Raw genomic sequence first — 26,542 nt, 5'->3', positions numbered from 1 at the left:
CGACGGACAACAGGCCGGACAGACAACCCGAGACCCGAACGAGGATGGACGTTCCATGCTGGTAATTCCCGCCATCGACCTGAAGGAAGGCAAATGCGTGCGCCTGCGCCAGGGGCGCATGGAGGACGAGACCATATTCTCCGCGGATCCCGTCGCCGTCGCCGGCCGCTGGGTGGAGGCCGGCGCCCGGCGCCTGCACATCGTCGACCTCGACGGCGCCTTCGCCGGACGCCCGGTCAACGCCGAGATCATCCACCGCATTGCCGAAGCCTTTCCCGAGCTGCCCATCCAGGTGGGCGGCGGCATCCGCGACGAGGACACCATCCAGACCTACCTGGATGCCGGCGTGAGCTATGCCATCATCGGCACCAAGGCCATCAACGCCCCCCACTTCATCTCCGACATCTGCCTCGAGTTCCCGGGCCACATCATCGTCGGCCTCGACGCCAAGGAGGGGAAGGTGGCCATCGACGGCTGGTCGAAGCTCTCGCGCCACGATGTCATCGACCTGGCCCAGCGGTTCGAGAAGGACGGCGTGGAGGCCATCGTCTACACCGACATCGGCCGCGACGGCATGCTGAGCGGCGTCAACGTGGAGGCGACCGTCAAGCTGGCGCAGTCGGTCAACATCCCCGTCATCGCCTCCGGCGGCATCAGCAGCCTGGAGGACATCCGCGCCCTGTGCGAGACCGGCGAGCCCGGCATCATCGGCGCCATCACCGGCCGGGCCCTCTACGAGGGCACCCTCGACCTCGGCGAGGCCCAGCGCCTGGCCGACGAGCTCGGCCCCGCCGCACCCCCGGCGGCCTGACGTCATGGGACTCGCCAAGCGCATCATCCCGTGCCTGGACGTGGACAACGGCCGGGTCGTCAAGGGCGTGAAGTTCGTCGATATCCGCGACGCCGGCGACCCGGTGGAGATCGCCCGCCGCTACGACACGGAAGGGGCCGACGAGCTCACCTTCCTGGACATCACCGCCAGCTCCGATGACCGCGAGACCATGGTGCACGTGGTGGAGCAGGTGGCGAGCCAGGTCTTCATCCCCCTCACCGTGGGCGGCGGTATCCGCACCGTGGCCGACATCCGGCGCATGCTCAACGCCGGCGCCGACAAGGTGGCCATCAACACCGCCGCGGTCTTCAACCCCGGGTTCGTGGGCGAGGCCGCCGCGCGCTTCGGCTCCCAGTGCATCGTGGTGGCCATCGACGCCAAGCAGGTCAGCGGCGCGGACGAGCCGCCGCGCTGGGAGATCTTCACCCACGGCGGCCGCAAGCCCACCGGCATCGACGCGGTGGAGTGGGCGCGGCGCATGGTGGCCCTGGGGGCGGGGGAAATCCTGCTCACCAGCATGGACCGCGACGGCACCCGCAGCGGCTTCGACCTGGCGCTCACCCGGGCCATCTGCGAAGCGGTGAGCGTGCCGGTCATCGCCTCCGGCGGCGTGGGCAACCTGGATCACCTGGCCGAGGGCGTGCTGGAGGGCAAGGCCGACGCCGTGCTCGCCGCCAGCATCTTCCACTTCGCCGAGCACACCATCGAAGAGGCCAAGCGCCGCATGGCCGAGCGCGGCATCGAAGTCCGGCTGTAAGTGAGCAAGTGATCAGTTGCCAGTTTCCGGTAGCCAGTAGAGGGCTTCGGCCACACAATCACTGGTCACTGGCAACTGCCCTATGGCCTCTGCAACGCCGCCTCCACCTGCTCGCGGGTGGCGCGATCGGCGAGCAGCTCAATGAGGGCGAGGGCGAAGTCCATGGCGGTGCCGGGCCCCCGGGAGGTGACCACCTTCCCGTCCACCACCACTGCGGCCGCCTCGAGCGCCACGTCGGGCAGGTCGAGCCGCTCCAGCACCCCGGGGAAGGCGGTGGCGCGGCGGCCGGACAGCAGCCCCGCGCTGGCCAGCACCTTGGGCGCGGCGCAGATGGCGGCGGTATAGCGTCCGCTCTCGGCCATCCGTCCCACCAGCTCCCGCACCCGCGGATCGCGGTCCAGGTGATCCGCACCCGGCAGCCCGCCGGGCAGGACCAGCATGTCGAATTCCCGCTCCAGCACCGTGTCCAGTTCCGCGTCGGGCACCACCACCGTGCCCCGGCTCGCCGTGACCGGCCCGGGCGCGAGCCCCGCCGTGACCACCTCGATGGCGGCCCGGCGCAACAGGTCCACCACCGTGACCGCCTCGATCTCCTCGAAGCCCGGCGCCAGGGGAATCAGAACGCTTGGCATGTTGAGAACCTCCTCTCGTCCATGGTCGACAGCAATCATTGACTGACCGGCGCGGACCGCGACAATCGCTCAGTCGGCGGGCCGACCGGCGGCAACCCACGGCAGTTCGGGCGGACCAGGTCGCGTGGAGGGCTCCAGGATCTCCGTCACCGGCACCAGCTCCACCCCCCGCGCGCGCAGCTGCGGCAGCACCCGCTCCAGGTAGGCCAGCGTGACCGGGTGCGGGTGGCCGATACCCACCGCGCTGCCCTGCTGCCGGGCCCGGGCGATCAGGCGCTCGAACTCCGCCGCCACGGCCGCCGGCTCCGGGTCATGGTCCAGGAACACATCCCGCTGCCGGTACGGGACCCCGATCTCCGCGGCGAGTTGCGCGGCGACGGTGGCGGGCGTGGTGCGGGAGTCGACGAAATAGAGCCCGTAGGCGCGCAGGGCCCGCATGAGCCAGGCCATCGCCCCGGGATGGCGGGTAAGCAGGCTGCCCATGTGGTTGTTGACACCCCGGGCATGGGGCACGCTGACCAGATCCTCGCGCAGGGTGCGCAGGAACTGGTACCGGTCCATGTGCAGACCGATGCCGCCGGGGCCCAGCGGCGCGCCGCCGAGCGCCTCCAGCGGCAGGTGCAGCATCACCCCCTTGCCGCGCTCGTGGGCCGCGCGGGCCAGGCGCGCCCCGTGGGGGGTCCGGGGCAGGATCGCCAGGGTCACCGGACCGGGCAGGGCCACCGCCCGCAGGCCGGCGGCCCGGTCGTTGCCGAGATCATCGATGATGAGCGCGATGCGCGCCTCGCCGGCCGCTGCCGCCTGCACCAGCGACAGCAGCAGGCACAGCAGCAGCGGCAGGCGGGCCCGCGGCATCGCCTCAGCGGCGGCGCTGCTCGAGGATGTTCAGCCCCTTCAGCAGGTTCAGCGCCTCGTAGAGCTGGTAGTCGGTCCGCGCCAGGGAGAGCTGCTCCTCGCCGGTGGCCGGGGCCTGCTCACCTGCCGGCCCGGCGCCCTTTTTCCCGGCACCCTCCCCGTCCTTCGGCTTCGCATCGCCGTTGGCCAGGTGGCGGGTGAGGTCCGCTTCCTTCAGCCGCGCCACCCCGTCATCGACCACGTCGCCCACCTTCACGTTCTCCACGGTGATGTCCGGGGTGATGCCCTCGGCCTGGATGGAACGGCCGCTGGGGGTGTAGTAGCGGGCGGTGGTGAGCTTGAGCGCCGAGTTGTTGGTCAGGGGCAGGATGGTCTGCACCGAACCCTTGCCGAAGGTCTTGGTGCCCATGATCACGGCCCGCTTCTGGTCCTGCAGGGCGCCGGCGACGATCTCCGAGGCCGAGGCGGAGCCGCCGTTCACCAGCACCACCATGGGCGCGCCCTTGAGCACATCCTGGGGACGGGCATTGAAGCGCAGCTCGGAGTCGCTGGCCCGGCCCTCGGTGTAGACGATGGTGCCCTGCTCGAGGAAGGCATCGGAGACGGCGACCGCGGCATTGAGCACGCCGCCGGGGTTGTTGCGCAGGTCCAGCACCACGCCCTTGAGCTGATCGCCGGCCTCCCGCTTGAGCCCGTCGATGGCCTCGATCAGGTTGTCGCCGGTATGGGCCTGGAACTGGCTGATGCGCAGGTAGCCGTAACCCTCCTCCAGCATCCGGCTCTTGACGCTCTTGACCCGGATGATGTCCCGCTTGAGGGTGATCTGGAACGGTTTCTCCGTTCCCTCGCGCACGATGGTGAGGACGATTTCGGTGCCCGGCTTGCCGCGCATGATGGCCACGCACTCGTCCAGCGTGAGCCCTTTCACCGGCTTGTCATCGAGGCGGATGATCAGGTCGCCGGCCTCGATGCCGGCGCGGCTGGCCGGGGTGTCGTCGATGGGAGCGATGACCTTGACGAAGCCGTTCTCCATCCCCACCTCGATGCCGAGACCGCCGAATTCGCCGGTGGTGCCTACCTGCAGGTCTTCGTAATCCTTGGGCGAGAGGTAGGAGGAGTGGGGATCGAGGCCCGAGAGCATGCCCTGGATGGCGTAGTCGAGGAGCTGCTTGTCATCCACCGTCTCCACGTAGTCGCTCTTGATCTTGGCGAACACCTCGGTGAAGGTGCGCAGCTCGTCGAGCGGCAGCGGCAGGCTCCGCGCTTCTTCATGCTCGGCAAAGACATAGTGGTTGGGGGCCAGGGTCACGCCCAGCAGCAGACCCAGAACGAGAACCGCCAGGGTGCGGGAGGTCGACTTCATCAAATGCTCCTAGTGTACTGCTCCGTGAATAACGGTGCTTTCAGCGGGAGGCTGCCGGAAGTGCCATGACTCCAGTGCCCACTTCCGTTCATCACGGGTGGAGCACTCGTGCGCCGCTGCTTCTGCAGCGCCACATGCACGCGGGCCCCTTCGGCGGGGCGCCGCGTCGTCTGATGCAAGCTGCCACAGGCCTTTGGGGAGTGTCAAACCCCCTGCAGGCATGCAGTTACCACGATTGGACCGTTCCTACCGGCCAGCGGTTCCGCAGCCGGACCTCAGCGTCGCGCCAGCCACCGGATGGGATCGACGGGGCGGCCATCGTGACGGATCTCGAAGTAGAGCCCGGACGCCGCCCGCCCGCCGCTGGCGCCGACGCTGGCCACCGCTTCGCCCGCCTCGACCCACTCCCCCACCTCCTTGAGCAGGTGCTGGTTGTGGCCATAGAGGCTCATGTAGCCATCGCCGTGGTCCACGATCATGAGCAGACCGAATCCGCGCAGCCAGTCGGCGAAGGCCACCCGCCCGCGATGCACCGCGTGCACCGCCTGCCCTTCGGGCGCCGCGATGAGGATGCCGTTCCACTTCAGCTCCCCCACGCCCCGGCTGGCGCCGAAAACCGCCTTGACGCTTCCCGCGGCGGGCCAGGGGAGGTGCCCGCGCTGGGTCGGGAACGGCTTCTCGGCGTCGAAGTCCCGGGGCAGATCGGCCAGTGCCCGGCGCAGGGTGGCCAACACCCGCTGCAGCCGCTCCTCGTCCTCCACCAGCGTCTTCAGCTGCCGGTCCTTGGCCCCGATCTCGCGCCCCAGGGCCGTCAGCACCCGGGCCCGCTCCCGCTGTTGCCCGGTCAGGGCGGCGTGCTCCCGCTGCACCTCCGCGCGCACCGCGTCGAGACGTTCGGCGGCCCCGCGCACCTCGGACTCGGCCGCGGCCAGCTCCTCCAGCGCCAGGCGCAGCCTCTCCAGCCGCTCCGTCCGGGCCCGCCCCAGGTAGTCGTAGTAGACCAGCATCCGGCCCAGACGCTGGGGATCCTCCTGGTTGAGCAGCAGCTTCAGGTACTCCGCCCGTCCGGCCCGGTGGCCGGAACGCAGCAGTCCGGCGAGGGCCTCCCGCTCCTGCGCCAGCTCGGCGCGCCGCTCATCGCGCGAACGGGTTAGCGCGGCCAGCCGCTCACGGGCACCGTTCTGCTCCGCTGCCAGCGTTGCCAGGCGGCGGGTGACCCGGGCCATGGCCCGTTCACTCGCCTCCAGCTCGGCGCGCAGGCCGCTCTGCCGATCGCGATCCGCCTCGAGCTCCCGCTTCAGCGCCTGGATCCGCTCCCGCACCTGCGCCAGCTGGGCGGACTTCTCCGCCTCGCCGCCCTGGGCCGCGGCGGGCAGCGGGGCCGCCGTGATCACACCGGCCAGCAACAACCCGATGCAGGGCAGCGCCGGGCGCCTGCGGCGGCCCGCCCCGGCCCCGTGCCGCTTCCTGGCCGGGATCATGGGCGCCTCAGTCGAACTCCAGCAACGAGCGGCCGCTCATCTCGCTGGGCTTCTCCAGCCCCATCAGGTAGAGCAGCGTCGGCGCCACGTCGGCGAGTATCCCGCCCTCGGCGACTCCGGCGGAGCGCTGGCCCACATAGAGGAACGGCACCGGATCGCTGGTATGGGCCGTGTGCGGCTGATCGTTCGCCTCGTCCCGCATGCACTCCACGTTGCCGTGATCGGCGGTGACGATGACCTCCCCGCCCGCCGCATCCAGCGCCTCCACCACCCGCCCGAGGCAGTCATCGATGGTTTCCACGGCGCGCATGGCGGCGTCCAGCTTGCCGGTGTGCCCCACCATGTCCGGGTTGGCGTAGTTGCAGATGACGAGGTCATAGCGGCCGCTGCCGATGGCCTCGACCAGCTTGTCTGTCAGTTCCCTGGCGCTCATCTCCGGTTGCAGATCGTAGGTCTTCACCTTCGGCGAGGGCACCAGGATACGATCCTCGCCGGGAAACGGCGGCTCGAGCCCCCCGTTGAAGAAAAAGGTGACGTGGGCGTACTTCTCGGTCTCCGCGATGCGCAGCTGGTGCAGGCCGAGGCGGGAGACATACTCGCCGATGACGTTCTTGAGCCGCTCGGGCGGGTAGGCCACGGGGATGTCGAAGTCCTCGTTGTACTCGGTCAGGGAGACGAACGAGGAGAGCCGCGGCACCACGGCCCGTTCGAAGCTGTCGAAGCCCTCCTCGATGAATGCCCGGGTGAGCTGGCGGGCGCGGTCGGCGCGGTAGTTCATGAAAATGACCGCGTCGCCGTCCCGGATCCAGACCGGCTCGGTCCCCGGCGGGACCACGAGGGTGGGCTGGACGAACTCGTCGGTCTCGCCGCGGGCATAGGCCTGCTCCAGGGCGGTACCGGCATCGGGTGCCGTGAAGGGAGCCTCGCCCTGGGTCAGCATGTCGTAGGCCAGCTGGATGCGGTCCCAGCGCTTGTCCCGATCCATGGCGAAGAAACGGCCCACCAGGCTGGCGATGGAGCCGTGACCGAGCTCCGCGAGCCTCGCCTCGGTGGCCGCGATGGACGCCGCGGCGCTCTGCGGCGGGGTATCCCGCCCGTCCAGGAACGCATGGATGTGGATCTTCTCCGCGCCACGCCGGATCGCCAGATCCGCCATGGCGTGAATGTGCTCCTGGTGACTGTGCACGCCACCGGGGGAGAGCAGGCCCATGAGGTGCACGGCCCCGCCGCCCGCCACCGCGCCGTCGATGGCCTCCTGCAGGGTGTGATTATCGAAGAAGGAGCCGGAGCGGATGGCGTTGTTGATGCGGGTGAACTCCTGGTAGACCACCCGGCCCGCGCCCAGGTTCAGGTGCCCCACCTCGGAGTTGCCCATCTGCCCGGCGGGCAGGCCGACCTCGGCCCCCGATCCCCTGATGAGCGTGTGCGGGCGGGTCGCCCAGAGATGATCCCAGACCGGCGTGCGGGCCTGGCGAATGGCGTTGTACTCCACCTCATCGCTGTACCCCCAGCCATCGAGCACGATGAGGACAATGGGCCTGTGTGTCAGTGACATCGCGGTTCAACCGGAAACGCCGGTGAACTGCGGGGCAGATCCACCGGGGAGCCTATTAAATAAGTCGGAGGCGCGATCCTACCGGAGCGGGGCTCCCGACGCCACGGTAAAAAGGCCCGCAGGGAGCCGTACATGACCACATGAAAACCGGGCTTTTTCCTGGAAACATGGATATTTGCCCGATCCGGGGCGCAGTCGTACCCGTCAGCACCCTTTTTCCATGATTGACCGGGTACCGGGCCACTGCCGGCCACGGCTGGCGAGTGCCGCGTCACGGAGCGCGATTCATCACCCATCCCGGCTTGATGGCTCAACACGGTGAACTTCCTGGGGAATTATAGTGCACCGCAGCATCCGCTGCCGGGACTCTGCCCGGGCACCATCGATCGACGGGTACCGGCCTCCGAAACGTGGAAAAGTGTGTCTGATTGCGTACAAAGGGACCGCCCAGGGTTCTCAAATGGTATTTAATTGTATAAGGTTTTGATGATAGAGCCCTCAGAGCCTCTGCCGCGCCCTCGATCTCCAGGGGAGGGTCGGAACCACAACGATAGCGATACGGAATGAAATCATGATGCTGCCAGAAACCGGAGATCTAACCCTCATCACCCAGGATGAGGACATCGAACGGGCCTCCCGCTCCCTCAAGGCCATGGCCCACCCCCTGCGCCTCAAGATCCTCTGCACCCTCGGCGATCGGGAGATCAGCGTGCAGGAGATCGTGGAGCAGGTCGGCACCTCCCAGAGCAATATCTCCCAGCACCTTGCCATCCTGCGCGACAAGGGCATACTAGCCTCCCGCAAGGACGCCAACCGCGTCTACTACCGCGTGGGAGATGCCAGGACGCTGCGCCTCATCAGCATGATGCGCGACGTTTTCTGTACGCTGGCCCATTGACCCACGCCACGGGCGGCGTACGCTGATCCGGCCCCGGGGCACCCGCGCCCCATGGCCGTGACGTGCTTTTCACACACAACCGAACACGACTTCCGCAGAGATTCATACGAATGACCACCGAGCGCATCATCCGCATCATGGCCGGTTCCGTGGTGCTCATCTCCCTGGCCCTCGGCGCCCCGGCGAGCCCCATCCATCACAGCGGCTACTGGCTGTGGCTCACCGCCTTCGCCGCCCTCAACCTGCTCCAGAGCGGATTCACCGGCTTCTGTCCGCCGGAGAAGCTGCTGAAGAAGATGGGCGTCAAGGGCCCCTGCGACTGAGAAGGGGACCATGCCCGATATGGACAAGTTCGCAAGTTTCGCGGCCGGCAACTGGCAGCTCTTTCTCGCCCTGTTCGTGACCCTCGGGGCCATCCTCTGGCTGGAGGTCTGGGGACGGATCAACGGCGTCAGCCGGGTGGGGCCGCTGCAGGCCACCACCCTGATCAGCCACGAGGACGCGCTGGTGCTCGACGTGCGCGAGGACACCGAGTACCGGGACGGCCACATCATCGACTCGGTGCACATACCGCTGTCCCGGCTGCGGGATCGCATCGGCGAGCTCGAGCGCTACCGTGACCGCACCCTCATCGTCGGCTGCCGCAGCGGCCACCGCTCGGCGCGCGCCTGCGGGCAGCTGCGCAAGCAGGGGTTCGAGAAAGTCCACAACCTGGAAGGCGGTATCCTCGCCTGGCAGAATGCCAACCTGCCGCTGACCCGCAAGACCAAGAAGGGAAAGTAACGGCATGGCCAACGTCGTGATGTACACCACCGCCTGGTGCCCCTACTGCGTGCGGGCCCGGCGCCTGCTGGATGCCAAGGGTGTCCGGTACACCGATATCCGGGTGGACGCGGAGCCGGAACGGCGCCCGGAGATGGAGGCGCGCGCCGAGGGCCGCACCTCGGTGCCCCAGATATTCATCGACGATCTCCACGTGGGCGGCTTCGACGACCTGGCGGAGCTCGACGTGGAGGGCCGGCTCGACCCGCTGCTGGGCCTCTCCTGAGACCCGCGGGGGCCGGCCCCCGCCGCAGCCCGGCCGACGGTGCACTCCGGCGCGGCCTCCCGTCCCGCCAGGGCCGGAACCGGGCGCAACGGAACCCGGCTGCCGGTTACAATGGCGGCGGTCTCCCGACGCCACGCCGGGACGGACGCGCAGTGGCCCGCCGGGCCGACCGGCGCACCAGGACCGGCCCGACATTCACTTCATCCTACAAGGACCAGATCATCATGGCAGAGAACAACGCGCAGCCCGACGCCGCCGGACATGAGCAGTTCGCCATCCAGCGCCTCTACGTGAAGGATCTCTCCTTCGAGTCCCCCAAGGTACCGGAGGTGTTCCAGGAACGCTGGCAGCCGCAGATGAACGTGGAGCTGCACACCGAGACCCGCCAGCTCGCCGAGGGAGTCAACGAAGTGACCCTGTCCCTCACCGTAACGGTCACCAACAACGACAAGACCGCCTTCCTGGCGGAGGTCAAGCAGGCGGGGATTTTCACGCTCAAGGGCTTCGAACCGGCCCAGCTCGGCCACATGCTCGGGAGCTTCTGTCCCAACATCCTCTTCCCCTACGCCCGCGAGGCCATCACCGACCTGGTCAGCCGCGGCGGCTTCCCGCCCCTGTACCTCAATCCGGTGAATTTCGATGCCCTCTACGCCGAGCACCTCCGCCGTGCGCAGGAAGGCGAGCAGCCGGCCGAAGGCGGCACCGCCCACTGAGGCGGCCGCCATCGCCCGCGGATGAGGAGACGCCCGTGAGCAGAGCCGCAACACCACCCGTCACCGTGCTCGGCGCCGGTTCCTGGGGAACGGCCCTGGCCATGCTGCTGGCCCGCAACGGGCTGCCGGTCACCCTGTGGGGGCACGAGCCGGCGCACATGGCCGAACTCGCCGCCAGGCGCTGCAACGACGCCTTCCTCCCCGGCATCCCCTTCGCCGAGACACTGCAGGTGGAGCACCGGCTCGACGCGGCGCTCGACGGTGCCGGCCTGGCGCTGCTGGTGGTGCCAAGCGCCGTCTTCCGCGGCGTCCTGCACCAGATCCGTCCCTGGCTCGCGCCGGGCTGCCGCATCGCCTGGGGCACCAAGGGCCTGGACGCCGCCTCCGGCCAGCTCCTGCACGAGGTCTGCGCCGAGGTGCTCGGTTCGCAGCGTCCGGCCGCCGTGGTCTCCGGCCCCTCCTTCGCCCGCGAGGTGGCCGCCGGCCTTCCCACCGCGGTCACCGTCGCCTCCCACGATCCGGAGCTGGCCCACGACCTGGCCGGCTGGCTGCACAATGACACCTTCCGCGCCTACACCAGCGCCGACATGGTGGGTGTGCAGCTCGGCGGCGCGGTGAAGAACGTGCTGGCCATCGCCGCCGGCATCTCCGACGGTCTCGGCTTCGGCGCCAACGCCCGCGCCGCGCTCATCACCCGCGGACTGGCCGAGATGGCGCGCCTGGGCGCGCACCTGGGTGGCCAGGCGGAGACCTTCATGGGCCTGGCCGGGCTCGGCGACCTGGTGCTCACCTGCACCGACGACCAGTCCCGCAACCGCCGCTTCGGACTCGCCCTGGGCCGGGGCACGGATCCGGAGGCCGCCGAGGCCGCCATCGGCCAGGTGGTGGAGGGCCGCGGGACCGCGGCCGAGGTGCACCGCCTGGCACAGCGCGCCGGGGTGGAGATGCCCATCACCGGGGAGGTCCACCGGGTCCTCTACGAGGGCGAAACCCCGCGCGCGGCCGTCACCACCCTGCTCGCCCGCGAACAGAAATCCGAGACCTGGGGCCTCGCCTGACCCTCCCGTCCCGATCCTCCTTTTATCCGCAGATTACGCAGATTACGCCGATGGGGGCTTGATCAAGCCACGCGACATTGCCGGACAACGGCCCTGGGCGATCCATCAGCCCACCTCGCACTCCAGACTGAATTGCCCAATGACGTTCAGATTTTTTCAATCTGCGAAATCCGCGTAATCTGCGGATAAACCGCGTTTCTAGCCGGTCGATGGAGGAACGGGGCATCAGGCCCCGCCGGGGAAGCCGAGCTGGCGCCAGGCCTCGTAGAGGACGACGGCCACGGCGTTGGAGAGGTTGAGGCTGCGGTTGCGGGGCTGCATGGGGATGCGCAGCAGCCGCTCGGGAGGGAAGCCGTCGAGCAGCGCGGCGGGCAGTCCGCGGGTTTCGGGGCCGAACAGGAAGGCGTCGCCGTCGCGATACTCCGGCCCGGTGTAGGCGGTGCGGCCGCGGGTGCTCACGGCGAAGATCCGCCGGGGCCGCTGCGCTTCCGAAAAGGCCTGGAAATTGTCATACTGCTGCACCTCGGCGAACTCCCGGTAATCCAGACCCGCGCGCCGGAGCTTGGCATGCTCCAGATCGAAGCCGAGGGGATGGATCAGATGCAGCCGCGCGCCCACGTTGGCGCACAGGCGGATGACGTTGCCGGTGTTGGGGGGAATCTCCGGCTCGTAGAGCACCACGTGCAACATCGGTCTCCGGGTTCGCTGTATCGTGTACTGCGCAGTTCAACGCTGCATCTCAGGCATCCGCAGTGGACTGCGTCGCACTGGCACCCGCGCACCGGACCAAGACTCATGACAGCCGAACAACGCTCCCTGCTGGCCCTCGATTTCTGCGGCCTCGAATTCTCCTCACCCATCACCCTGCTGTCGGGGTGCGTCGGCTTCGGCGAAGAATACACGCGGGTCGAGGGCTTTTCCAACGCGGAGGTGGGGGCGGTGTGCCTGAAGGGCACCACGCTTGAGCCGCGGCTCGGCAACGCTCCCCACCGGGTCTACGAGACCCCCGCGGGGATGCTCAACGCCATCGGCCTGCAGAACCCCGGCGCCCGCCACGTGGTGGAGAAGATCCTGCCCACGCTCGACTTCTCGGAGACCCGCTTCATCGCCAACATCTCCGGCTCCACGGTGGAGGAGTACGAGGAGGTGGCGCGCATCTTCGACGACTCGCCCATCGACGCCATCGAGATCAACATCTCCTGCCCCAACGTGAAGGCGGGCGGCGTGGCCTTCGGCAACGACCCGGAAATGTCCGCGCGGGTGGTCGAGGTGTGCCGCCGGGCCACGGCCAAGCCGCTCATCACCAAGCTCTCCCCCAACCAGACCGACATCGCCCACAACGCCCGCCGCTGCATCGAGGCCGGCACCGACGCCTTCGCCGTGATCAATACCCTCATGGGCATGGCCATCGACATCGAGAACCGCACCCCCATCCTCGGCAACCGCCAGGGCGGGCTCTCCGGACCCGCCATCAAGCCCATCGCGCTGCTGAAGGTGCACCAGGTCCACCAGGTCTGCCGCGACCATGGCATCCCCATCATCGGCCAGGGCGGCATCGCCACCGCCGAGGACGCCCTGGAGTTCATCATCGCCGGCGCCTCGGCGATCGGGGTGGGCACCGCCCTGTTCTACGATCCCCTGGTGTGCGCCAAGATCAACACCGGCATCGCCGCCTACCTCCAGCGCCACGGCATGGGCACGGTGGAGCAGCTCGTGGGCACGCTGGTCACCGAGCGGCCCGCCAGCCTGTGCACCAGCTGAGCCCGGCGCATTCACACCCCCCGGCGTGAGCGGACAGCAACCGGTTGCCCATCCCCGGCCCCTGCCGATGGTCTAAAGTATCAGCAGTCGCTCCGACGGGCCGGGGCGATCCGCATAGGGAGGGATCCATGACCAGGCAGGCACCGCGCCCCGGCGGCGGACCGGCACGCACGGCCGCCCCCCGCATCGGACGGATCCTGCTCGATGCCGGCCTCGTCACGACGGACCAGCTGCATTCGGCCCTGGCGCGGCAGCAAGCCGGTGCGGTCCGCCTCGGCGCGCTGCTCTGCGAGATGGGCTTCCTCGACCCGGCGACCCTCGAGCTGGCCCTGGAGCTGCAATCGGCGCTCTCCTCCCCCGAGCGGATCCTGGCCACCGCCGCCGGCCCCCGCGAACCGCTGGGTGTCCTGCTGCTGGCGGGCGGGTGCATCACGCCCGCGCAGCTGGAGGATGCCCTCGCCGAACAGGAGCGGACCGGTGCGCGCCTGGGCCGCATCGCGGTGCGGCGGGGCTGGATCGCGGAGCCGGCCCTGGAGCGGCTGCTGTCCCTGCAGCGGCAGCTCGGGCGCACGCCGCCGGGCCCCGGACCCCTGCGCCTGGGCCGCATCCTCGTGCTGCTCGGCGCCATCACCACCGGACAGCTCGATGCCGCCCTCGCCCGCCAGGTCGGAACCGGCCGCGCCCTGGGCGAGGTGCTCATCGACGCCGGCTACGCCACGCCGCGGACCATTGCCGAGGGCCTGCGCCTGCAGCGGGGCCTGATGGCCGCCGCGGTGGCGGCGCTGCTCGCCCTCGGCCCGGGACTGCCCGGCACCGCAGCCGCGGCCGGCGGGGCGGAGGGCGGCGTCAGCGTGTCGGCGCGGGTACTGCCCTACGCACGCCTGGAGGTACTCGCCCAGCCCTCGAGCCTGCACGTGACAGCCGTCGACGCGGCGCGCGGCTACGTGGAGGTGGACGGCATCTCCCGGCTCTCCATCCGCAGCAACTCGCCCCGCGGCTATGCCCTGGTCGTGGAAGGGCGGAGCGAAATCCTCACCGGCGTGGTGATCCGCGGCCTGGGCCCGGATGTCGCCCTCGCCGTCGCCGGCGGCACGCTCCTGCGCCCCCCCGCCGATCCCCGTGCAGCAATCGAGATCCGACCCGGCTACCGCTTCGCGCTGGCGCCGGGAACTCCCCCGGGCGAGTATCCCTGGCCCGTCACCCTCAGCATCCTCCCCCTCTGACCGGGTGCCAGGGTGGCGGGCGCCGGCGCCGCCGGCATACCCGCCACCGCAGTGACAGCCATCCCCGCCTGGCTGCGCCGGCGTAGTGCCGCATCGCATCACTCAACAAATCGAGACCGTGACGGGGTTCACATCTTTATGTGTCCGCCGCGTTTACAAATGACGCGAATATTGACAAATGCCCACATGGATTGTGATGAAATGCCGTATCGCAGGACGTTTCCGGATCCGAACCCTCTGTCACAGGACGCACCGCAACCATGCGCAAGGCACGACTCCTCTCCGGCCTCACCCTGGCCACCCTGCTCCTCTCCCCCGCCGCCCACGCGGCCAGCGACCAGACCACCGTCAGCGTCTCGGCCAACGTGGTGGGCACCTGCAAGTTCACCTCCACCGGCACCCTCGCCTTCGGCGACCTGGATCCGGCCATGGGCGGCGACGTGACCCAGACCGGCGCCGTCGACTTCTGGTGCACCAAGGGGGTGAGCTATACCATCACCGACCGTGGCGGACTCTACGACGACACCGGCACCAAGCGCATGGAGCATGACGACGCCGGCATCACCGAGTACCTGCCCTACACCTTCGCCTTCACCGGCGGCGCCAGCGGCACCGGCAACGGCCCCCTGTCCACCCTGACCCTCACCTACGAGGGCGGCGTGGCCCAGACCGACTACGAGCAGGCCACCGCCGGCGCCTACTCCGATACCGTCACCCTGGAGATCAATCCCTGAGGACGGGGCGACCGGCCTCCCGGGGCCGATCGCCGCGCTGTTCCATGCCCACCCGTCGCCACCCATCTCCGGCCACGGCCCGGCTGCTCGCCGGGCTGTGGCTGCTGGCGTGTACCGCGCCGACGCCGGCGGGCGACTTCGCCGTCGCCCCCATCCGCCTCGACCTGGACCCCGCCACCCGCTCGGCGGCGGTCACGGTCACCAACAACGGCCGCGCGACCCTCGACCTGGCCCTGACCCTCAAGGCCTGGAGCCAGGACGAGGCGGGCGGTGACCGCTATGAGCCGAGCGATGCGCTGATCTATTTCCCCCGGGTGGTTTCGCTCGCCCCGGCGGCGCGGCAGGTGGTGCGGGTGGGCCTGCGCCAGCCGCCCGGGGCGGTGGAGCGGAGCTACCGCCTCTACCTGGAGGAGGTGACGCCGCCGGCGCGGAACGGGGGCGCCCGGGTAAGCCTGGCCATCCGTTTCGGCGTGCCGGTCTTCGTGGCGCCGGCCGCACCCGCTCCGGCCGCCACCCTGGAGACGGGGCAGACGCCATCCGGCGACCTGCTCGTCCACGTGCGCAACACGGGCAACGTCCACCTGCGGCTCGAGGAGGTCGTGTTCGAGGGCGCCGGACTGGAGCAGCGCCTGCCCGGCTGGTACCTCCTGCCCGGGCGCGGCCGCGACTACCGCCTGGCGCTCTCCTCCGGGCAGTGCGCGGAGCTGGACCAGGTTCGGGTCACGGTCCGCAGCGACGCGCTCACCCTGGAGGATCGGATACCGGTTGACCGGTCGCTCTGCGGGCCATGAGCCGCAGCGCCCCCCTGCCCTGGGCCCTGTGCCTGCTGCTCTGCCTCGCGGCCCCGGCCCGGGCGGCGGATCCCCCCGGCGAGATGATGCTGGTGGCGGTCAGGGTGAACGGCGAGGGCCGCGGCGAACTCCCGGCCCTGCGCACCCCGCAGGGGACATTCCTGGTGCCCGCGGCGAGTTTCCTGCAACTGGGCCTGGGCCCCCTCCCGCCCGGGAGCGGCCATAGCCCGGAGCCAGACGCATGGATCGATCTTTCCGCGCTGCCGGAGTCCCGGGTCGCCTTCGACACCGCCACCCTGACCCTGGACATCGTGCTCCCCCCGGAGCGGCTGCCGGTCCGGCGCCTCGATTTCCGCACGCCCAGGCGCGCCGACCTGGAGCCCCTCAGCGGCGACAGCGCCTTTCTCAACTACGGCGCCGGCCTCCAGGGGGGGGACGGCGGATCGAGCCGGGACCTGGACCTGGAGCTCGGCGTGCGCCGCGGCGGCTGGCTCCTGCTGAGCGATCAGCGCCGGGCCGGCGGCCGTCCCCTGCGCCTGATGACGCGACTGGTCCGGGATCGCCCGCAGCAACTGCAGCGGCTGGTGCTCGGCGACCACTACGCCGACTCCGGGAGCCTGGGCGGCACGCTCAATCTCGGCGGTGTCAGCCTCACCAAGGTCTATGCCATCGATCCCTATTTCGTGCGCAATCCCACCGCCCGCCTCAGCGGCGTGCTCCCCTCGCCCGCGGAGGTGGAGATCTACCTGGACGGGGTGCGGGTGAGGAGCGAGGAGCTGGGGGCGGGGCCGTTCGAGCTCGAGGGGCTGGACTACTACGGCGGCAGCCGCAACGTCCAGGTCCTGGTGCGCGACGCCTTCGGCCGCGAACAGTTCCTGACCCGCGCCTACTACTTCACCGATTCCCTCCTCGCCGCGGGCCTGCATGAGTACGGCTACGCCGCCGGCCTGCAGCGCGAGGCGTTCGGCAGCCGCAGCGCGGACTATGGCGCTCCGGCCGCGGCCCTCTACCACCGCTACGGCGTCAGCGACGATCTCACCGCCGGCCTGCGGGGCGAGGCCGGGGAGGGGTTCTGGAACGCCGGGCCCGAGCTCACCCTGCGGCTGCCCGGCGGCCTCGGCATCGCCACCCTGGCCGGCGCCGCCGGCGGCATCCCGGGCGCCGCCGCCGGCGGTGCCGGCCTGCTCGGCTACAGTTACCAGGCCCGCCGCTTCAATGCCGGGCTGCGCCTGGAAACCTACGCGGCGTCCTACGCCAACAGCACCCACGGCAGCGCGTCCGATCGCCCCAGCCGGCGCCTGGAGGCGAGCATCGGCACCCACCTTCCCGGCCTCGGCAACCTGGGCCTGAGCCATGCCGAGCAGCGCGACCATGACGGGGGGGAAGGCCGCACCGACAGCCTCACCTACAGCCGCACGCTGGGGGGACGCCTGAGCCTGTTCACCACCCTGAGCCGCGGCCGCGACCCGGATTCGGGCAGCGACACGCGCCTGTTCCTGGGCCTGAGCCTCCACGCCGGCGGCCGGCGGAACGTCAGCCTCCAGCACCAGCAGGACGGCGACGGCGGGCGCCAGAGCCTGCAGGTCACCCGCCCCACACCGGCCGGCGAAGGGTTCGGCTATCGCCTCGCCATGGATCACGACGCCGGGGAGGTGGCCCTCTCCCCCTACGCCCGCTGGCACGGACGGCGCGGAATCCTGAGCGGGGAGCTGCGCACAGGCGGCGCGGGTGGTGGCGACAGCTGGCGGCTGCGGGGGGCCGGGGCGCTGGCGTGGGCGGACGGCCACGCCGTGCTGACGCGCCCCATCCACGACGCCTTCGCCCTGGTGCGGGTGGGCACGCTGGAAAACGTCCGCGTCTCCCTCAACCACCAGGCGGTGGGACGGACCGACAGCCGGGGCCTCCTGCCGCTGCCCGATCTCAGCGGCTACCTGGACAACGCCGTGACCATCGACGGGCGGGACATCCCGCTCGATTACGCCTTCGCGACCCGCGAACGGCACGTGGCCCCGCCCCACCGGGGCGGGGTGCTGGTGGACTTCCCCCTGCGCCGGGTACGGGCAGTGGCGGGACGGCTGCTCAGGTCCGACGGCACGCCGGCCGGTCACGGCACCGTCACCCTCGGAGAGGCGTCGGAGCCCCTGCAAGCCATCACCCTGCGCGACGGCGGCTTCTACCTGGAGGGGATCGCCCCCGGGCGCCACCGCGGCCGCTACCAGGGTCCCGCCGGCGGGTGCGACTTCCTGCTGGAAATACCGGCCACCGAACAGGTGGTCCTGGAGCTGGGGGAGGTTCGCTGTGACGCACCCGAGCGCTGAGCGGCCGCCGCGCACCCGCCGGCGCCGCGTCGCCGCGGCGGCGGGGGGAGTCATCCTGCTCCTGGGCCTGGCGCCGGCCGGCGCCTGCGGCGTGAGCGTCGGCGGCATCGCCTTCGGCAGCTACGACCCCTTCGATCCCGCGGGCGCCGCCAGCAGCGCCAGCATCACCATCGACTGCGACCTCGCCCCGCCGCCGGACGTGACCGTCGGCATCGGTCCCAGCGCGGTATCGGGCGGCTTCCTGCCCCGGGAACTGCGCCGGGTGGGTGGCGAGGAGCGCCTGGCCTACAACCTGTTCGTCGATCCGGCCACCACCCGGATCTGGGGCGACGGCACGGGCATCGGCGAGACCGTGTGGCTGCGCAAGGTGACCCGCAACACGCCGGCGGTGCTCACCGTCCATGCCCGCCTGCCCCCCGGCCAGAACGCCGCGGTGGGATACTACGAGGACCGGCTGACAATCACGGTGGAGTGGTAGCGCCGGACCGCCGGCCGCTACTCCTCCCCGCCCACGTCCATGTCCAGCTCCTTGATCTTGCGGGTCAGGGTGTTGCGCCCCCAGCCCAGCAGCCGGGCGGCATCCTGGCGCCGGCCGCCGGTGCGGGCCAGGGCCACCTCGATGAGGGTCTGCTCGAAGCGCGGCAGGGCCTGGGTCAGCAGCCCCTGGTCGCCCATGGCGAGATGGCGGTCGGCCCAGGCGCGCAGGGATGCGAGCCAGTCCTCGCCGCTGGCGGGGGTCTCGGTGCCGCCCATCAGCTCGGGCGGCAGGTCGTCCAGGTGGATTTCGCGCCCGGAGGCCATCACCATCATCCAGCGGCAGGCGTTCTCCAGCTGGCGCACGTTGCCGGGCCACTCCAGCCCGCTCAGGTAGGCCGCCACCTCGCTGCGCAGCACCTTCGGCTCCATGTCCAGCTCCCGCGCCGCGCGGTCGAGGAAGTGACGCGCCAGGACCGGGATGTCCTCGCGCCGCTCGCGCAGGGCGGGGATGTGGATGCGGATCACGTTGAGACGGTGGAAGAGATCCTCGCGGAAGCGGCCCTCGGCGACCAGGTGCTCGAGGTTCTGGTGGGTGGCGGCGATGATGCGCACGTCCACCTTCACCGAGGTGTGACCGCCGACCCGGTAGAACTCCCCGTCGGCCAGGACCCGGAGCAGCCGGGTCTGGAGCTCCGCCGGCATGTCGCCGATCTCGTCCATGAACAGGGTGCCGCCGTCGGCCTGCTCGAACCGGCCGCGGCGCATGCCGGTGGCGCCCGTGAAGGCGCCCTTCTCGTGCCCGAACAGCTCGCTCTCCAGGAGGTCCCGGGGAATGGCGGCCATGTTCAGCGCGATGAAGGGGTAGGCGGCGCGGGGACTGTGGCGGTGCAGCGCGTGGGCCACCAGCTCCTTGCCGGTACCGGTCTCGCCGTTGATGAGCACGGTGATGTGGGAGCGGGCGAGGCGCCCGATGGCCCGGAACACCTCCTGCATCGCCGGCGCCTCGCCGATGATCTCGGGCGCCTCGGTGACCGGCTCCACCGGCGCCTCGGCCTCCGAGCGCCGGTGCTGCACCGCGCGACGGACCAGTTCCACCGCCTCGTCCACGTCGAAGGGCTTGGGCAGGTACTCGAAGGCCCCGCCCTGGTAGGCGGCCACGGCGCTGTCCAGGTCCGAGTGGGCGGTCATGATGATGACCGGCAGGTCGGGAAAGCGCCGGCGCACCTGCTCCAGCAGCTCGATGCCGTCGATGCCGGGCATGCGGACATCGGTCAGCAGCGCGTCGGGCTGCTCCCGTTCCAGGGCGGCCATGACGCTGCCGCCCTCCTCGAAGCTGCGCACATCCATGCCGGCCTGGGACAGCGCCCGCTCCAGCACCCAGCGGATGGAGCGGTCATCATCGATGACCCAGACATGTTCTCCTGTGGGCATAACTCACCTCGTGTCGGTCACTCACCGGCATCGGCGCCGGCACCGCCATTCTCCAGCGGCAGGTGCAGGCGGAAGACGGTACGGCCCGGCCGGCTGTCGCATTCCACCAGCCCGGCGTGCTGGCTGATCAGGAACTGGGCGATGGACAGGCCCAGGCCGGTCCCGTCGGGTCGCCCGGTCACCATGGGATAGAAGATGTTCTCCAGCAGCTCCTTGGGGATGCCGGGGCCGTTGTCGATGATGTCCACCCGCAGCACGACCCGGTAGCACTTGTGCCCGATGGTGAACCGGCGCACCGTGCGGGTCCGCAGGGTGATCCGGCCCCGCCCCTCCAGCGCCTGGACGGCGTTGCGGACGATGTTCAGCAGCGCCTGGATCAGCTGGTCGGGATCCGCGTTCAGCTCGGGGATGCTGGGATCGTAGTCGCGCACCACGGACAGGGATTCCGGCGACTCCGCCAGCACCAGCGTCCGCACGCGCTCCAGTACCTCGTGGATGTTGATGGAACGCTTCCGCGGCAGGCTGTGGGGTCCGAGCAGGCGGTCCACCAGCTCCTGCAGGCGATCCGCCTCGCCGATGATGATGCCGGTGTACTCCTTCAGCGCCGGGTCGTGCAGCTCCCGCTCCAGCAGCTGGGCCGCCCCGCGCAGCCCACCGAGGGGGTTCTTGACCTCGTGGGCCAGGCCCCGCACCAGCAGCCGGGCGGCCTGCTGCTGGGCAATCAGCGTCTCCTCGCGGGCGATGCGCAGGTGCCGGTCCACCCGTTCCATCTCCACCAGCAGCTCCACCGGCGCGCCGGGAGTCAGCAGCGGTGTGACGGTGCATCCGACCGTCACCTGGCGTCGTCCCGGCAGTTCCAGCGCCAGCTCCCGATCGGTGAACGGATGCCCGGAGCGCAGCGCCTGCCGGAGCGTCTCCGGGGTCAGTTCGGCGTTCCAGAACAGGTCTTCCACCGGGCGGCCGAGCATGCGCCCGACGCTGACGTCGAAGAGCTCCTCGGCGGCCGGGTTCATGTACCGCAGCCGCAGATCCTCGCCCAGCAGGACCACGGCCGTGGTGAGGTTGTCCAGGATATGCTGGTGCAGACGGGCCAAGCAGGGCACTCCCACGCAGATTCGTGCTCTTTCCCTAGCAAAGAGCGGACCAGTCCGTGTCACCGCCCCGTCATGGGGCATGAAAGCCGTTCACCGGGAGTGGCTTAGCGTCAGGCGGCGAACGCCAGGGTCTGCAGGGGAGTCTATCGGAGAGACCCCTCGCGCACCAATATGGTGCGCGAGGGGTCTGGGTGGGTGTGTGCGCCCGGAAATGGCGGTGGAACGTCAGGTCCCGCCGTCGCCGGTGGAACCACCATCGGCACCGCCGCCGGAGTCGCCGCCGCCGGAGTCGCCGCCGCCAGAGTCGCCGCCGCCGGAATCGCCGCCGCCGGAATCGCCGCCGTTTCCGTCACCCTGACGGAACAGCACCGAGGCCTGGTGCATGTGGAAGGTGACCGGATCGCTGGCCAGCAGTTCGTCGCCGTTGGCATCCACCACCCGCGCCTGCAGGGTGTGGGTGCCACGGTCCACGCCCGCCAGCGTGAGCCGGGTGGTGGCGAGCGGGCCGCCCTGGACCCGGTCGTCGAGGAGGATGACCACCCGATCCCCGGCCCGGCTGTCCAGGGTGGGAACGACCTGCACCTCGACCCGCACCTGGCCGGTGTTGTCGCGGATGGTGGCGTCATTCTCCGGCAGGGTCACCGTCACCCTGCCGTAGCGGGGCCCGCGGGGCGCGGCGGACGGCGCGCTCCCGGCCGGCGCGGGCAGGCGCGGCGCCTCGTAGAGACTGGGGGTCGGCACCCGCACCTCCTCCGCGCCCGGTTGCGGGCGGTCGGAGAAGACCACGTTGCCGTCCTTGTCCACCCAGCGGTAGACCGCCCCCTGGGCGGCGGTGGCCAGGCAAAGCAGCCCGATGATGATCCACCTGTGCATTGGCTCTCCCCGGCTCCCGCCGCGTCGACTGATTGTCCGTCTTTTGTACAGCCCCCGGGCCGGGCAGCGCAACCCCGGCACGCCCGTGGGCCGCCGGGTCGGCATTGCCGGCGCGGCAACCGGCCCTCGCCGGCCGCAAAAAAAAACGCCCCCTTGCGGGGGCGTCTTCTGCCTCGGGGCGGGAACGCCTTACAGGCTGTAGTAGAGATCGAACTCCACCGGGTGGGTGGTCATGCGCAGGCGGGTCACCTCGGACATCTTCAGGCCGATGTAGCCGTCGATCATGTCGTCGGTGAACACGCCGCCCTGGGTGAGGAACTTGCGATCCTCGTCCAGTGCCGCCAGCGCCTGATCCAGGGCGTGGCAGACGGTGGGGATGGCCTTGGCCTCTTCCGCCGGCAGGTCGTAGAGGTCCTTGTCCATGGCGTCGCCCGGGTGGATCTTGTTCTGGATGCCGTCCAGGCCGGCCATCATCATGGCGGCGAAGGAGAGGTAGGGGTTCGCGGTGGAGTCGGGGAAGCGCACCTCGATGCGGCGGGCCTTCGGGTTGCTCACGTGCGGGATGCGGATGGAGGCGGAGCGGTTGCGGGCGGAGTAGGCCAGCATCACCGGCGCCTCGAAGCCGGGCACCAGGCGCTTGTAGCTGTTGGTGGAGGCGTTGGTGAAGGCGTTCAGGGCCCGGGCGTGCTTGATGATGCCGCCGATGTAGTAGAGCGCCATCTCGGACAGGCCGCCGTACTTGTTGCCGGCGAAGATGTTCTTGCCGGCCTTCGCCAGCGACATGTGCACGTGCATGCCGCTGCCGTTGTCACCCACCAGCGGCTTGGGCATGAAGGTGGCGGTCTTGCCGTAGGCGTGGGCCACGTTCCAGACCACGTACTTCAGGATCTGCACCTCGTCGGCCTTCTTCACCAGGGTATTGGCGCCCACGCCGATCTCGCACTGGCCGGCGGTGGCCACCTCGTGGTGGTGCACCTCGACCACGAGGCCCATCTCCTCCATGGCCAGGCACATGGCGGCGCGGATGTCGTTCAGGGAGTCCACCGGGGGCACCGGGAAGTAGCCGCCCTTGATGCTGGGACGGTGACCGATGTTGCCGCCCTCGAACACGCGCTCGGAGTTCCAGTGGGCCTCGTCGGAGTCGACCTTGTAGAAGGCTCCCTCCATGGTCACGCCCCAGCGCACGTCGTCGAGGATGAAGAACTCGTTCTCGGGGCCGAACAGGGCGGAGTCGGCGATGCCGGTGGACTTCAGGTACTCCTCGGCGCGGCGGGCCACGGAGCGGGGGTCACGCTCGTAGCCCTTCATGGTGCTGGGCTCGAGGATGTCGCAGCGCAGGATCATGTTCGGCTCGTCGGTGAAGGGGTCCATCACCGCGGTGTCGGCGTCGGGCATGAGCACCATGTCGGACTCGTGGATGCCCTTCCAGCCGGCGATGGAGGAGCCGTCGAACATCTTGCCGTCCTTGAAGAAGGCGTTGTTGATTTCGCTGGCGGGCAGCGTCACGTGCTGCTCCTTGCCCCGGGAGTCGGTGAAGCGCAGGTCGACGAACTTCACCTCGTTGTCTTTCATCATCTTGAGCACTTTCGCTGCGGACATCTGTTGTTTCCTCCGGAAATTGCGTTTCGGACTGCCGGGGCACCCGCCCTGAAAAAAACCCGCCGGGAAAGGTGCAATTGCTGTGCCACTGCCTGAAAGCCGGGGAATCCACGGAAATCAGGCGGTTCCGTCTATCCCGCGGAACAAGCACGCCCTCTTTTGGTGCACACTTGTCCCGCAGGCACCAATATGGTGCAACTAGTAATACAAGACCTTCACTTCCGCCACATCCGGGTCACCGGCTGCGGTCTCCGCCAGGCGCCGCGACAACTGCCGCCCGGCCTCGAGATCCACCAGGCCGTCAAGGGGCACCCAGGCTTCCACATGGATGGCGCCATCCAGGTAGTGGAGTGTCACATGCCGCACCTGGTCGGCCCCCTCGATCGCCTTCCAGTGCTGCCGCAGGCGCTCCAGGACCGGGCCGCGCAGCGGCAGGTTGCTGCTGGGCCGCGAGCTTTCGTCGTCCTCGGGATCCACGTGGACCACCACGTCGCTCACCTCCTCCACCTCGGCATGGAGCCGCTCGAGGACCCGCTCCCCGATGCGGTGCCCCTCGGAGACGCTGAGCCGCGGATCCACCTGCAGGTGCACGTCCACCAGCGCCTGGCCGCCGTGGCGCCGGGTGCGCAGCTGATGCACCGCGCGCACACCATCCACCGACAGGATCTTTTCGCGGATGTGATCGACCCGTTCCTGCTCGAGCGCGGTATCGATGAGCTCGTGGACGCTGTGCCAGGCGAGATCCCAGCCGATCTTGACGATCATCAGCGCCACGCCGACAGCGGCGATGGCGTCCAGGTAGGGGAGCCCCGCCATGGTGCCCGCGATGCCCACGATCACTACCACCGAGGAGATGGAGTCGGTCCGATGGTGCCAGGCGTTGGCCCGCAGCATGTTGGAGCGCAGGCGCCTGGCCGCGCGCAGGGTGTAGTGGTAGAGGGCCTCCTTGAGCAGCACCGAGGCCGCCGCCGCCGCCAGGGCCAGCCAGCCCGGGGTCAGCAGCAGTTCGGTGTGGAACAGGCGGCGGGAGGCATCGATGCCGATGCCCGCGCCCACCGCCAGCAGGAAGATGCCGAGCACCACCGTGGCCAGGGTCTCGATGCGTCCGTGGCCGTAGGGGTGCTCCGCGTCCGCGTCCCGGCTGCCATGCTTGGCCGCCCACAGCACCAGCACGTCGGTGGCCAGATCGGAGAGGGAGTGGATGCCGTCGGCCACCAGCGACTGGGAATGGCCCAGCCAACCCACCAGGATCTTCACCCCGGAGAGCACCAGGTTGACCACCGCACCCACCAGGGTGACCCGCTTGGCCTCCCGGTAGCGCGCGTCGCCGACGTTGAACTCGGCCGCCAGGTCACCGGCGTGGGCTTCGGTCACCGCTCCTCCCCCCCCACTTCCACCACCAGGACGACGTCGCGCCCGTCGCGCCGGGTCTCCAGCACGCGGTGGCCGTTCAGGCGGCACCAGGCGGGGATGTCGTTGAGGGCGCCGGGGTCGGTGCAGAACACCTCCAGCATGTCGCCGGGGGCCAGTGTCGCCACGCGGTCCTGGGTGCGGATCACGGGCATGGGACAGAGCAGATTGCGGGCATCGAGCTGATGGCGGCTCACGGGTTGTTCCTGGACCGCGAATGGTGACACGGAGACAGTATTATCCACAGATTGCGCCGTTGCGCTGAATTTTGTTGTTGCCGTGCCCTGCCCGCCATCCCGCCGGGCCCCGGCGGCGAACCACGGGGACGGCGGAGCCCGGGCGCCCCCTCACACGTGCCAGGACTCCGCCACCTCGTGGGGCGGCAGGGGCGCGACGGTCAGGATGGTGCTGAGCACCCCCCCGGGATCCTCCACCTGCACCTCCACCGCCGCCGCGCTGCGGCCCTGGCCGTAGCGGGCGGCGATGCGGGCGGCCAGTTCCAGGTCGTCGCGGTCCACCCTGCCGTCCACCAGCACCAGGGGGCCGGTATGGCCCAGGGTACGCAGGTGGATGAACCGGCGGCGGTAGCCCTCGAGGAAATTGTTCTCTCCCTCCTCGCGGCCGATGATGAGCTTGAAATGGGGGCGCGGCCGGAGATGCCGCCCCACCTTGAGCAGCATGATGTCGTCGAGATCGTAGTCCCGTTCGCCGCGCGCGCGCCAGAGATCGGCGAGCTTGGCGGAGTAGTGCTCGTCGGTCAGGAAACAGCAGCCGCCGGCCGGCTGGGCGTACTCCTCCAGCCCCAGCGCCGCGGCCAGCGCCATCTGCGGCTTGCGCGAACGGCCGGAGAAGTCGTGGAGCCGCTCGCGGTCCACCCACCCCTCCCGCTCCGGCAGCGTGGGCGGCAGGTTTTTCGCGCACAGGGGCCGCAGCAGCCGATCCTCCGCGCCCGACTCCCGGGCCACCACCGGCATGGTGTCGGCGCGCTGGGACTTGGGCCGCTGGCCCACCACCTCACCGGTGATGATGAAGTCGAAACCGTTCGCCTCCATCCACTCCAGGGCCTTGTGGACCATGAAGATCTTGCAGTCGAGGCAGGGATTCAGGTTGGCGCCGTAGCCATGCTTCGGATTCAGCACCACGTCCTTGTAGTCAGCGGAGATGTCGATGATGTGCAGCTTCATCCCCAGCTGCTCGGCCACCCACAGGGCATTGTTGCGCTTGGGCCGGCTGCGGTCCTTCTCGCGGATGGCGTGGGTATGTCCCTCCACGCAGAAACCGGTAAAGAAATTGATGCCCTCCACCTGGATGCCCTGCTCCTGCACCACCTTGGCGGCGAGCATGGAGTCGAGGCCGCCGGAGACGAGGGCCACTGCTTTGCGCTGCTTGGACATGGGAACTCGAACGGAACTCGGACGGGATGAAACGGACTACGCGGGACAACCACGGCCGCGTACAGCCTTGAGCCATCATGATACCAGAATGGAGCACCGGTGCCGCACAGACAGTGATGCGAATAGCGGGAAAACAACGCCACCCCGCCCTCCTCACTCCTCACCCCTCACAACTTTTTTCCTTGCGCAGCTGCACTTTAGCCCCGCCTCGGGTATAATCCGCGCCCCTCACCCGATATTGAAGT

Annotated in this window: 27 protein-coding genes; 14 read left to right on the top strand and 13 right to left on the bottom strand. The window is 69.8% G+C overall.

Going from position 1 to position 26,542, the window contains the following annotated elements; genetic code table 11:
- Positions 1-55: 55 nt before the first annotated feature.
- On the top strand, positions 56-811 hold the full coding sequence (gene hisA / locus DFQ59_RS02780) for a 1-(5-phosphoribosyl)-5-[(5-phosphoribosylamino)methylideneamino]imidazole-4-carboxamide isomerase (protein ID WP_114278127.1): 756 nt from the start codon (positions 56-58) through the stop codon (positions 809-811).
- A 4-nt stretch (positions 812-815) separates the two neighbouring features.
- Complete coding sequence (hisF, locus tag DFQ59_RS02775) at positions 816-1,589, top strand: imidazole glycerol phosphate synthase subunit HisF (RefSeq protein WP_114278126.1); 774 nt, start codon at positions 816-818, stop codon at positions 1,587-1,589.
- 80 nt (positions 1,590-1,669) lie between these two features.
- Here hisF and DFQ59_RS02770 read toward each other — a convergent pair whose 3' ends face one another.
- From DFQ59_RS02770 to gpmI, 5 genes are all read right to left on the bottom strand, one after another.
- Positions 1,670-2,221 carry a DJ-1 family glyoxalase III gene (locus tag DFQ59_RS02770; RefSeq protein ID WP_114278125.1) on the bottom strand — a complete coding sequence of 184 codons (552 nt, stop codon included), beginning with the start codon at positions 2,219-2,221 and terminating at the stop codon, positions 1,670-1,672.
- Positions 2,222-2,290: 69 nt separating this feature from the next.
- Positions 2,291-3,076 carry a divergent polysaccharide deacetylase family protein gene (locus DFQ59_RS02765; RefSeq protein WP_114278124.1) on the bottom strand — a complete coding sequence of 262 codons (786 nt, stop codon included), beginning with the start codon at positions 3,074-3,076 and terminating at the stop codon, positions 2,291-2,293.
- A 4-nt stretch (positions 3,077-3,080) separates the two neighbouring features.
- A complete protein-coding gene (locus DFQ59_RS02760) occupies positions 3,081-4,439 on the bottom strand; it encodes a S41 family peptidase (protein WP_114278123.1) in 1,359 nt (452 codons plus the stop codon).
- A 275-nt stretch (positions 4,440-4,714) separates the two neighbouring features.
- On the bottom strand, positions 4,715-5,920 hold the full coding sequence (locus tag DFQ59_RS02755; RefSeq protein ID WP_114278122.1) for a murein hydrolase activator EnvC family protein: 1,206 nt from the start codon (positions 5,918-5,920) through the stop codon (positions 4,715-4,717).
- 7 nt (positions 5,921-5,927) lie between these two features.
- Complete coding sequence (gene gpmI / locus DFQ59_RS02750) at positions 5,928-7,475, bottom strand: 2,3-bisphosphoglycerate-independent phosphoglycerate mutase (protein ID WP_114278121.1); 1,548 nt, start codon at positions 7,473-7,475, stop codon at positions 5,928-5,930.
- Between the two features lie 571 nt (positions 7,476-8,046).
- Between gpmI and DFQ59_RS02745 the strand changes: the two genes are divergently transcribed.
- From DFQ59_RS02745 to gpsA, 6 genes are all read left to right on the top strand, one after another.
- Positions 8,047-8,373: an ArsR/SmtB family transcription factor gene (locus DFQ59_RS02745; RefSeq protein WP_114278120.1), complete on the top strand. Its 327-nt coding sequence runs from the start codon at positions 8,047-8,049 to the stop codon at positions 8,371-8,373.
- A 110-nt stretch (positions 8,374-8,483) separates the two neighbouring features.
- Positions 8,484-8,696, top strand: a complete 213-nt coding sequence (locus tag DFQ59_RS02740) for a YgaP family membrane protein (RefSeq protein ID WP_114278119.1) — start codon at positions 8,484-8,486, stop codon at positions 8,694-8,696.
- A gap of 10 nt (positions 8,697-8,706) precedes the next feature.
- Entirely contained in the window at positions 8,707-9,156 is a 450-nt protein-coding gene (locus tag DFQ59_RS02735) for a rhodanese-like domain-containing protein (RefSeq protein ID WP_211314754.1), read from the top strand.
- A gap of 4 nt (positions 9,157-9,160) precedes the next feature.
- Positions 9,161-9,421, top strand: a complete 261-nt coding sequence (gene grxC / locus DFQ59_RS02730) for a glutaredoxin 3 (protein ID WP_114278118.1) — start codon at positions 9,161-9,163, stop codon at positions 9,419-9,421.
- A 224-nt stretch (positions 9,422-9,645) separates the two neighbouring features.
- On the top strand, positions 9,646-10,134 hold the full coding sequence (secB, locus tag DFQ59_RS02725) for a protein-export chaperone SecB (RefSeq protein ID WP_114278478.1): 489 nt from the start codon (positions 9,646-9,648) through the stop codon (positions 10,132-10,134).
- A 35-nt stretch (positions 10,135-10,169) separates the two neighbouring features.
- Positions 10,170-11,192, top strand: coding sequence for an NAD(P)H-dependent glycerol-3-phosphate dehydrogenase (gene gpsA, locus DFQ59_RS02720; RefSeq protein WP_114278117.1), 1,023 nt, complete (start codon positions 10,170-10,172; stop codon positions 11,190-11,192).
- A 225-nt stretch (positions 11,193-11,417) separates the two neighbouring features.
- On the opposite strand, the gene DFQ59_RS02715 is transcribed toward gpsA, so the two are convergent.
- A complete protein-coding gene (locus tag DFQ59_RS02715; RefSeq protein WP_114278116.1) occupies positions 11,418-11,882 on the bottom strand; it encodes a tRNA (cytidine(34)-2'-O)-methyltransferase in 465 nt (154 codons plus the stop codon).
- Between the two features lie 105 nt (positions 11,883-11,987).
- On the opposite strand from DFQ59_RS02715, the gene DFQ59_RS02710 reads away from it, so the two are divergent.
- The 6 genes from DFQ59_RS02710 to DFQ59_RS19710 all read left to right on the top strand — a co-directional run bounded on the left by DFQ59_RS02710 (position 11,988) and on the right by DFQ59_RS19710 (position 18,497).
- Positions 11,988-12,953, top strand: coding sequence for a dihydroorotate dehydrogenase (locus DFQ59_RS02710; protein ID WP_114278115.1), 966 nt, complete (start codon positions 11,988-11,990; stop codon positions 12,951-12,953).
- 128 nt (positions 12,954-13,081) lie between these two features.
- The gene (locus DFQ59_RS02705; RefSeq protein ID WP_114278114.1) at positions 13,082-14,176 is read left to right on the top strand and encodes a cyclic di-GMP-binding domain-containing protein, MshE-related; all 1,095 of its coding nucleotides are present in this window, start codon (positions 13,082-13,084) and stop codon (positions 14,174-14,176) included.
- A 260-nt stretch (positions 14,177-14,436) separates the two neighbouring features.
- Positions 14,437-14,910 (top strand): spore coat protein U domain-containing protein, encoded by a 474-nt coding sequence (locus tag DFQ59_RS02700; protein WP_114278113.1) that lies wholly within the window; start codon positions 14,437-14,439, stop codon positions 14,908-14,910.
- 44 nt (positions 14,911-14,954) lie between these two features.
- Entirely contained in the window at positions 14,955-15,701 is a 747-nt protein-coding gene (locus tag DFQ59_RS02695) for a fimbrial biogenesis chaperone (protein WP_114278112.1), read from the top strand.
- The gene (locus DFQ59_RS02690) at positions 15,698-18,019 is read left to right on the top strand and encodes a fimbria/pilus outer membrane usher protein (RefSeq protein ID WP_114278111.1); all 2,322 of its coding nucleotides are present in this window, start codon (positions 15,698-15,700) and stop codon (positions 18,017-18,019) included. Before DFQ59_RS02695 ends, DFQ59_RS02690 begins: the two co-directional genes overlap by 4 nt.
- Complete coding sequence (locus DFQ59_RS19710) at positions 18,000-18,497, top strand: Csu type fimbrial protein (protein WP_170142003.1); 498 nt, start codon at positions 18,000-18,002, stop codon at positions 18,495-18,497. The genes DFQ59_RS02690 and DFQ59_RS19710 overlap by 20 nt, the downstream gene beginning before the upstream one ends.
- 17 nt (positions 18,498-18,514) lie before the next feature.
- Here the strand turns inward: DFQ59_RS19710 and ntrC are convergent, their stop codons facing one another.
- The 7 genes from ntrC to DFQ59_RS02650 all read right to left on the bottom strand — a co-directional run bounded on the left by ntrC (position 18,515) and on the right by DFQ59_RS02650 (position 26,297).
- A complete protein-coding gene (gene ntrC, locus DFQ59_RS02680) occupies positions 18,515-19,927 on the bottom strand; it encodes a nitrogen regulation protein NR(I) (protein WP_114278109.1) in 1,413 nt (470 codons plus the stop codon).
- 17 nt (positions 19,928-19,944) lie between these two features.
- On the bottom strand, positions 19,945-21,030 hold the full coding sequence (glnL, locus tag DFQ59_RS02675) for a nitrogen regulation protein NR(II) (RefSeq protein ID WP_342768409.1): 1,086 nt from the start codon (positions 21,028-21,030) through the stop codon (positions 19,945-19,947).
- A gap of 216 nt (positions 21,031-21,246) precedes the next feature.
- On the bottom strand, positions 21,247-21,894 hold the full coding sequence (locus DFQ59_RS02670; RefSeq protein WP_170142002.1) for a DUF4124 domain-containing protein: 648 nt from the start codon (positions 21,892-21,894) through the stop codon (positions 21,247-21,249).
- A gap of 189 nt (positions 21,895-22,083) precedes the next feature.
- On the bottom strand, positions 22,084-23,493 hold the full coding sequence (glnA, locus tag DFQ59_RS02665; RefSeq protein ID WP_114278106.1) for a glutamate--ammonia ligase: 1,410 nt from the start codon (positions 23,491-23,493) through the stop codon (positions 22,084-22,086).
- Between the two features lie 198 nt (positions 23,494-23,691).
- Positions 23,692-24,867, bottom strand: coding sequence for a cation diffusion facilitator family transporter (locus DFQ59_RS02660; RefSeq protein WP_245937148.1), 1,176 nt, complete (start codon positions 24,865-24,867; stop codon positions 23,692-23,694).
- Positions 24,864-25,100 (bottom strand): sulfurtransferase TusA family protein, encoded by a 237-nt coding sequence (locus DFQ59_RS02655; RefSeq protein WP_114278105.1) that lies wholly within the window; start codon positions 25,098-25,100, stop codon positions 24,864-24,866. Before DFQ59_RS02655 ends, DFQ59_RS02660 begins: the two co-directional genes overlap by 4 nt.
- 150 nt (positions 25,101-25,250) lie before the next feature.
- Positions 25,251-26,297, bottom strand: coding sequence for a tRNA (5-methylaminomethyl-2-thiouridylate)-methyltransferase (locus DFQ59_RS02650; RefSeq protein WP_114278104.1), 1,047 nt, complete (start codon positions 26,295-26,297; stop codon positions 25,251-25,253).
- Positions 26,298-26,542: the final 245 nt, after the last annotated feature.

This window comes from Thioalbus denitrificans, assembly GCF_003337735.1.
GTDB lineage: Bacteria > Pseudomonadota > Gammaproteobacteria > DSM-26407 > DSM-26407 > Thioalbus > Thioalbus denitrificans.
This window is presented reverse-complemented; position numbering and strand designations above follow the sequence as displayed.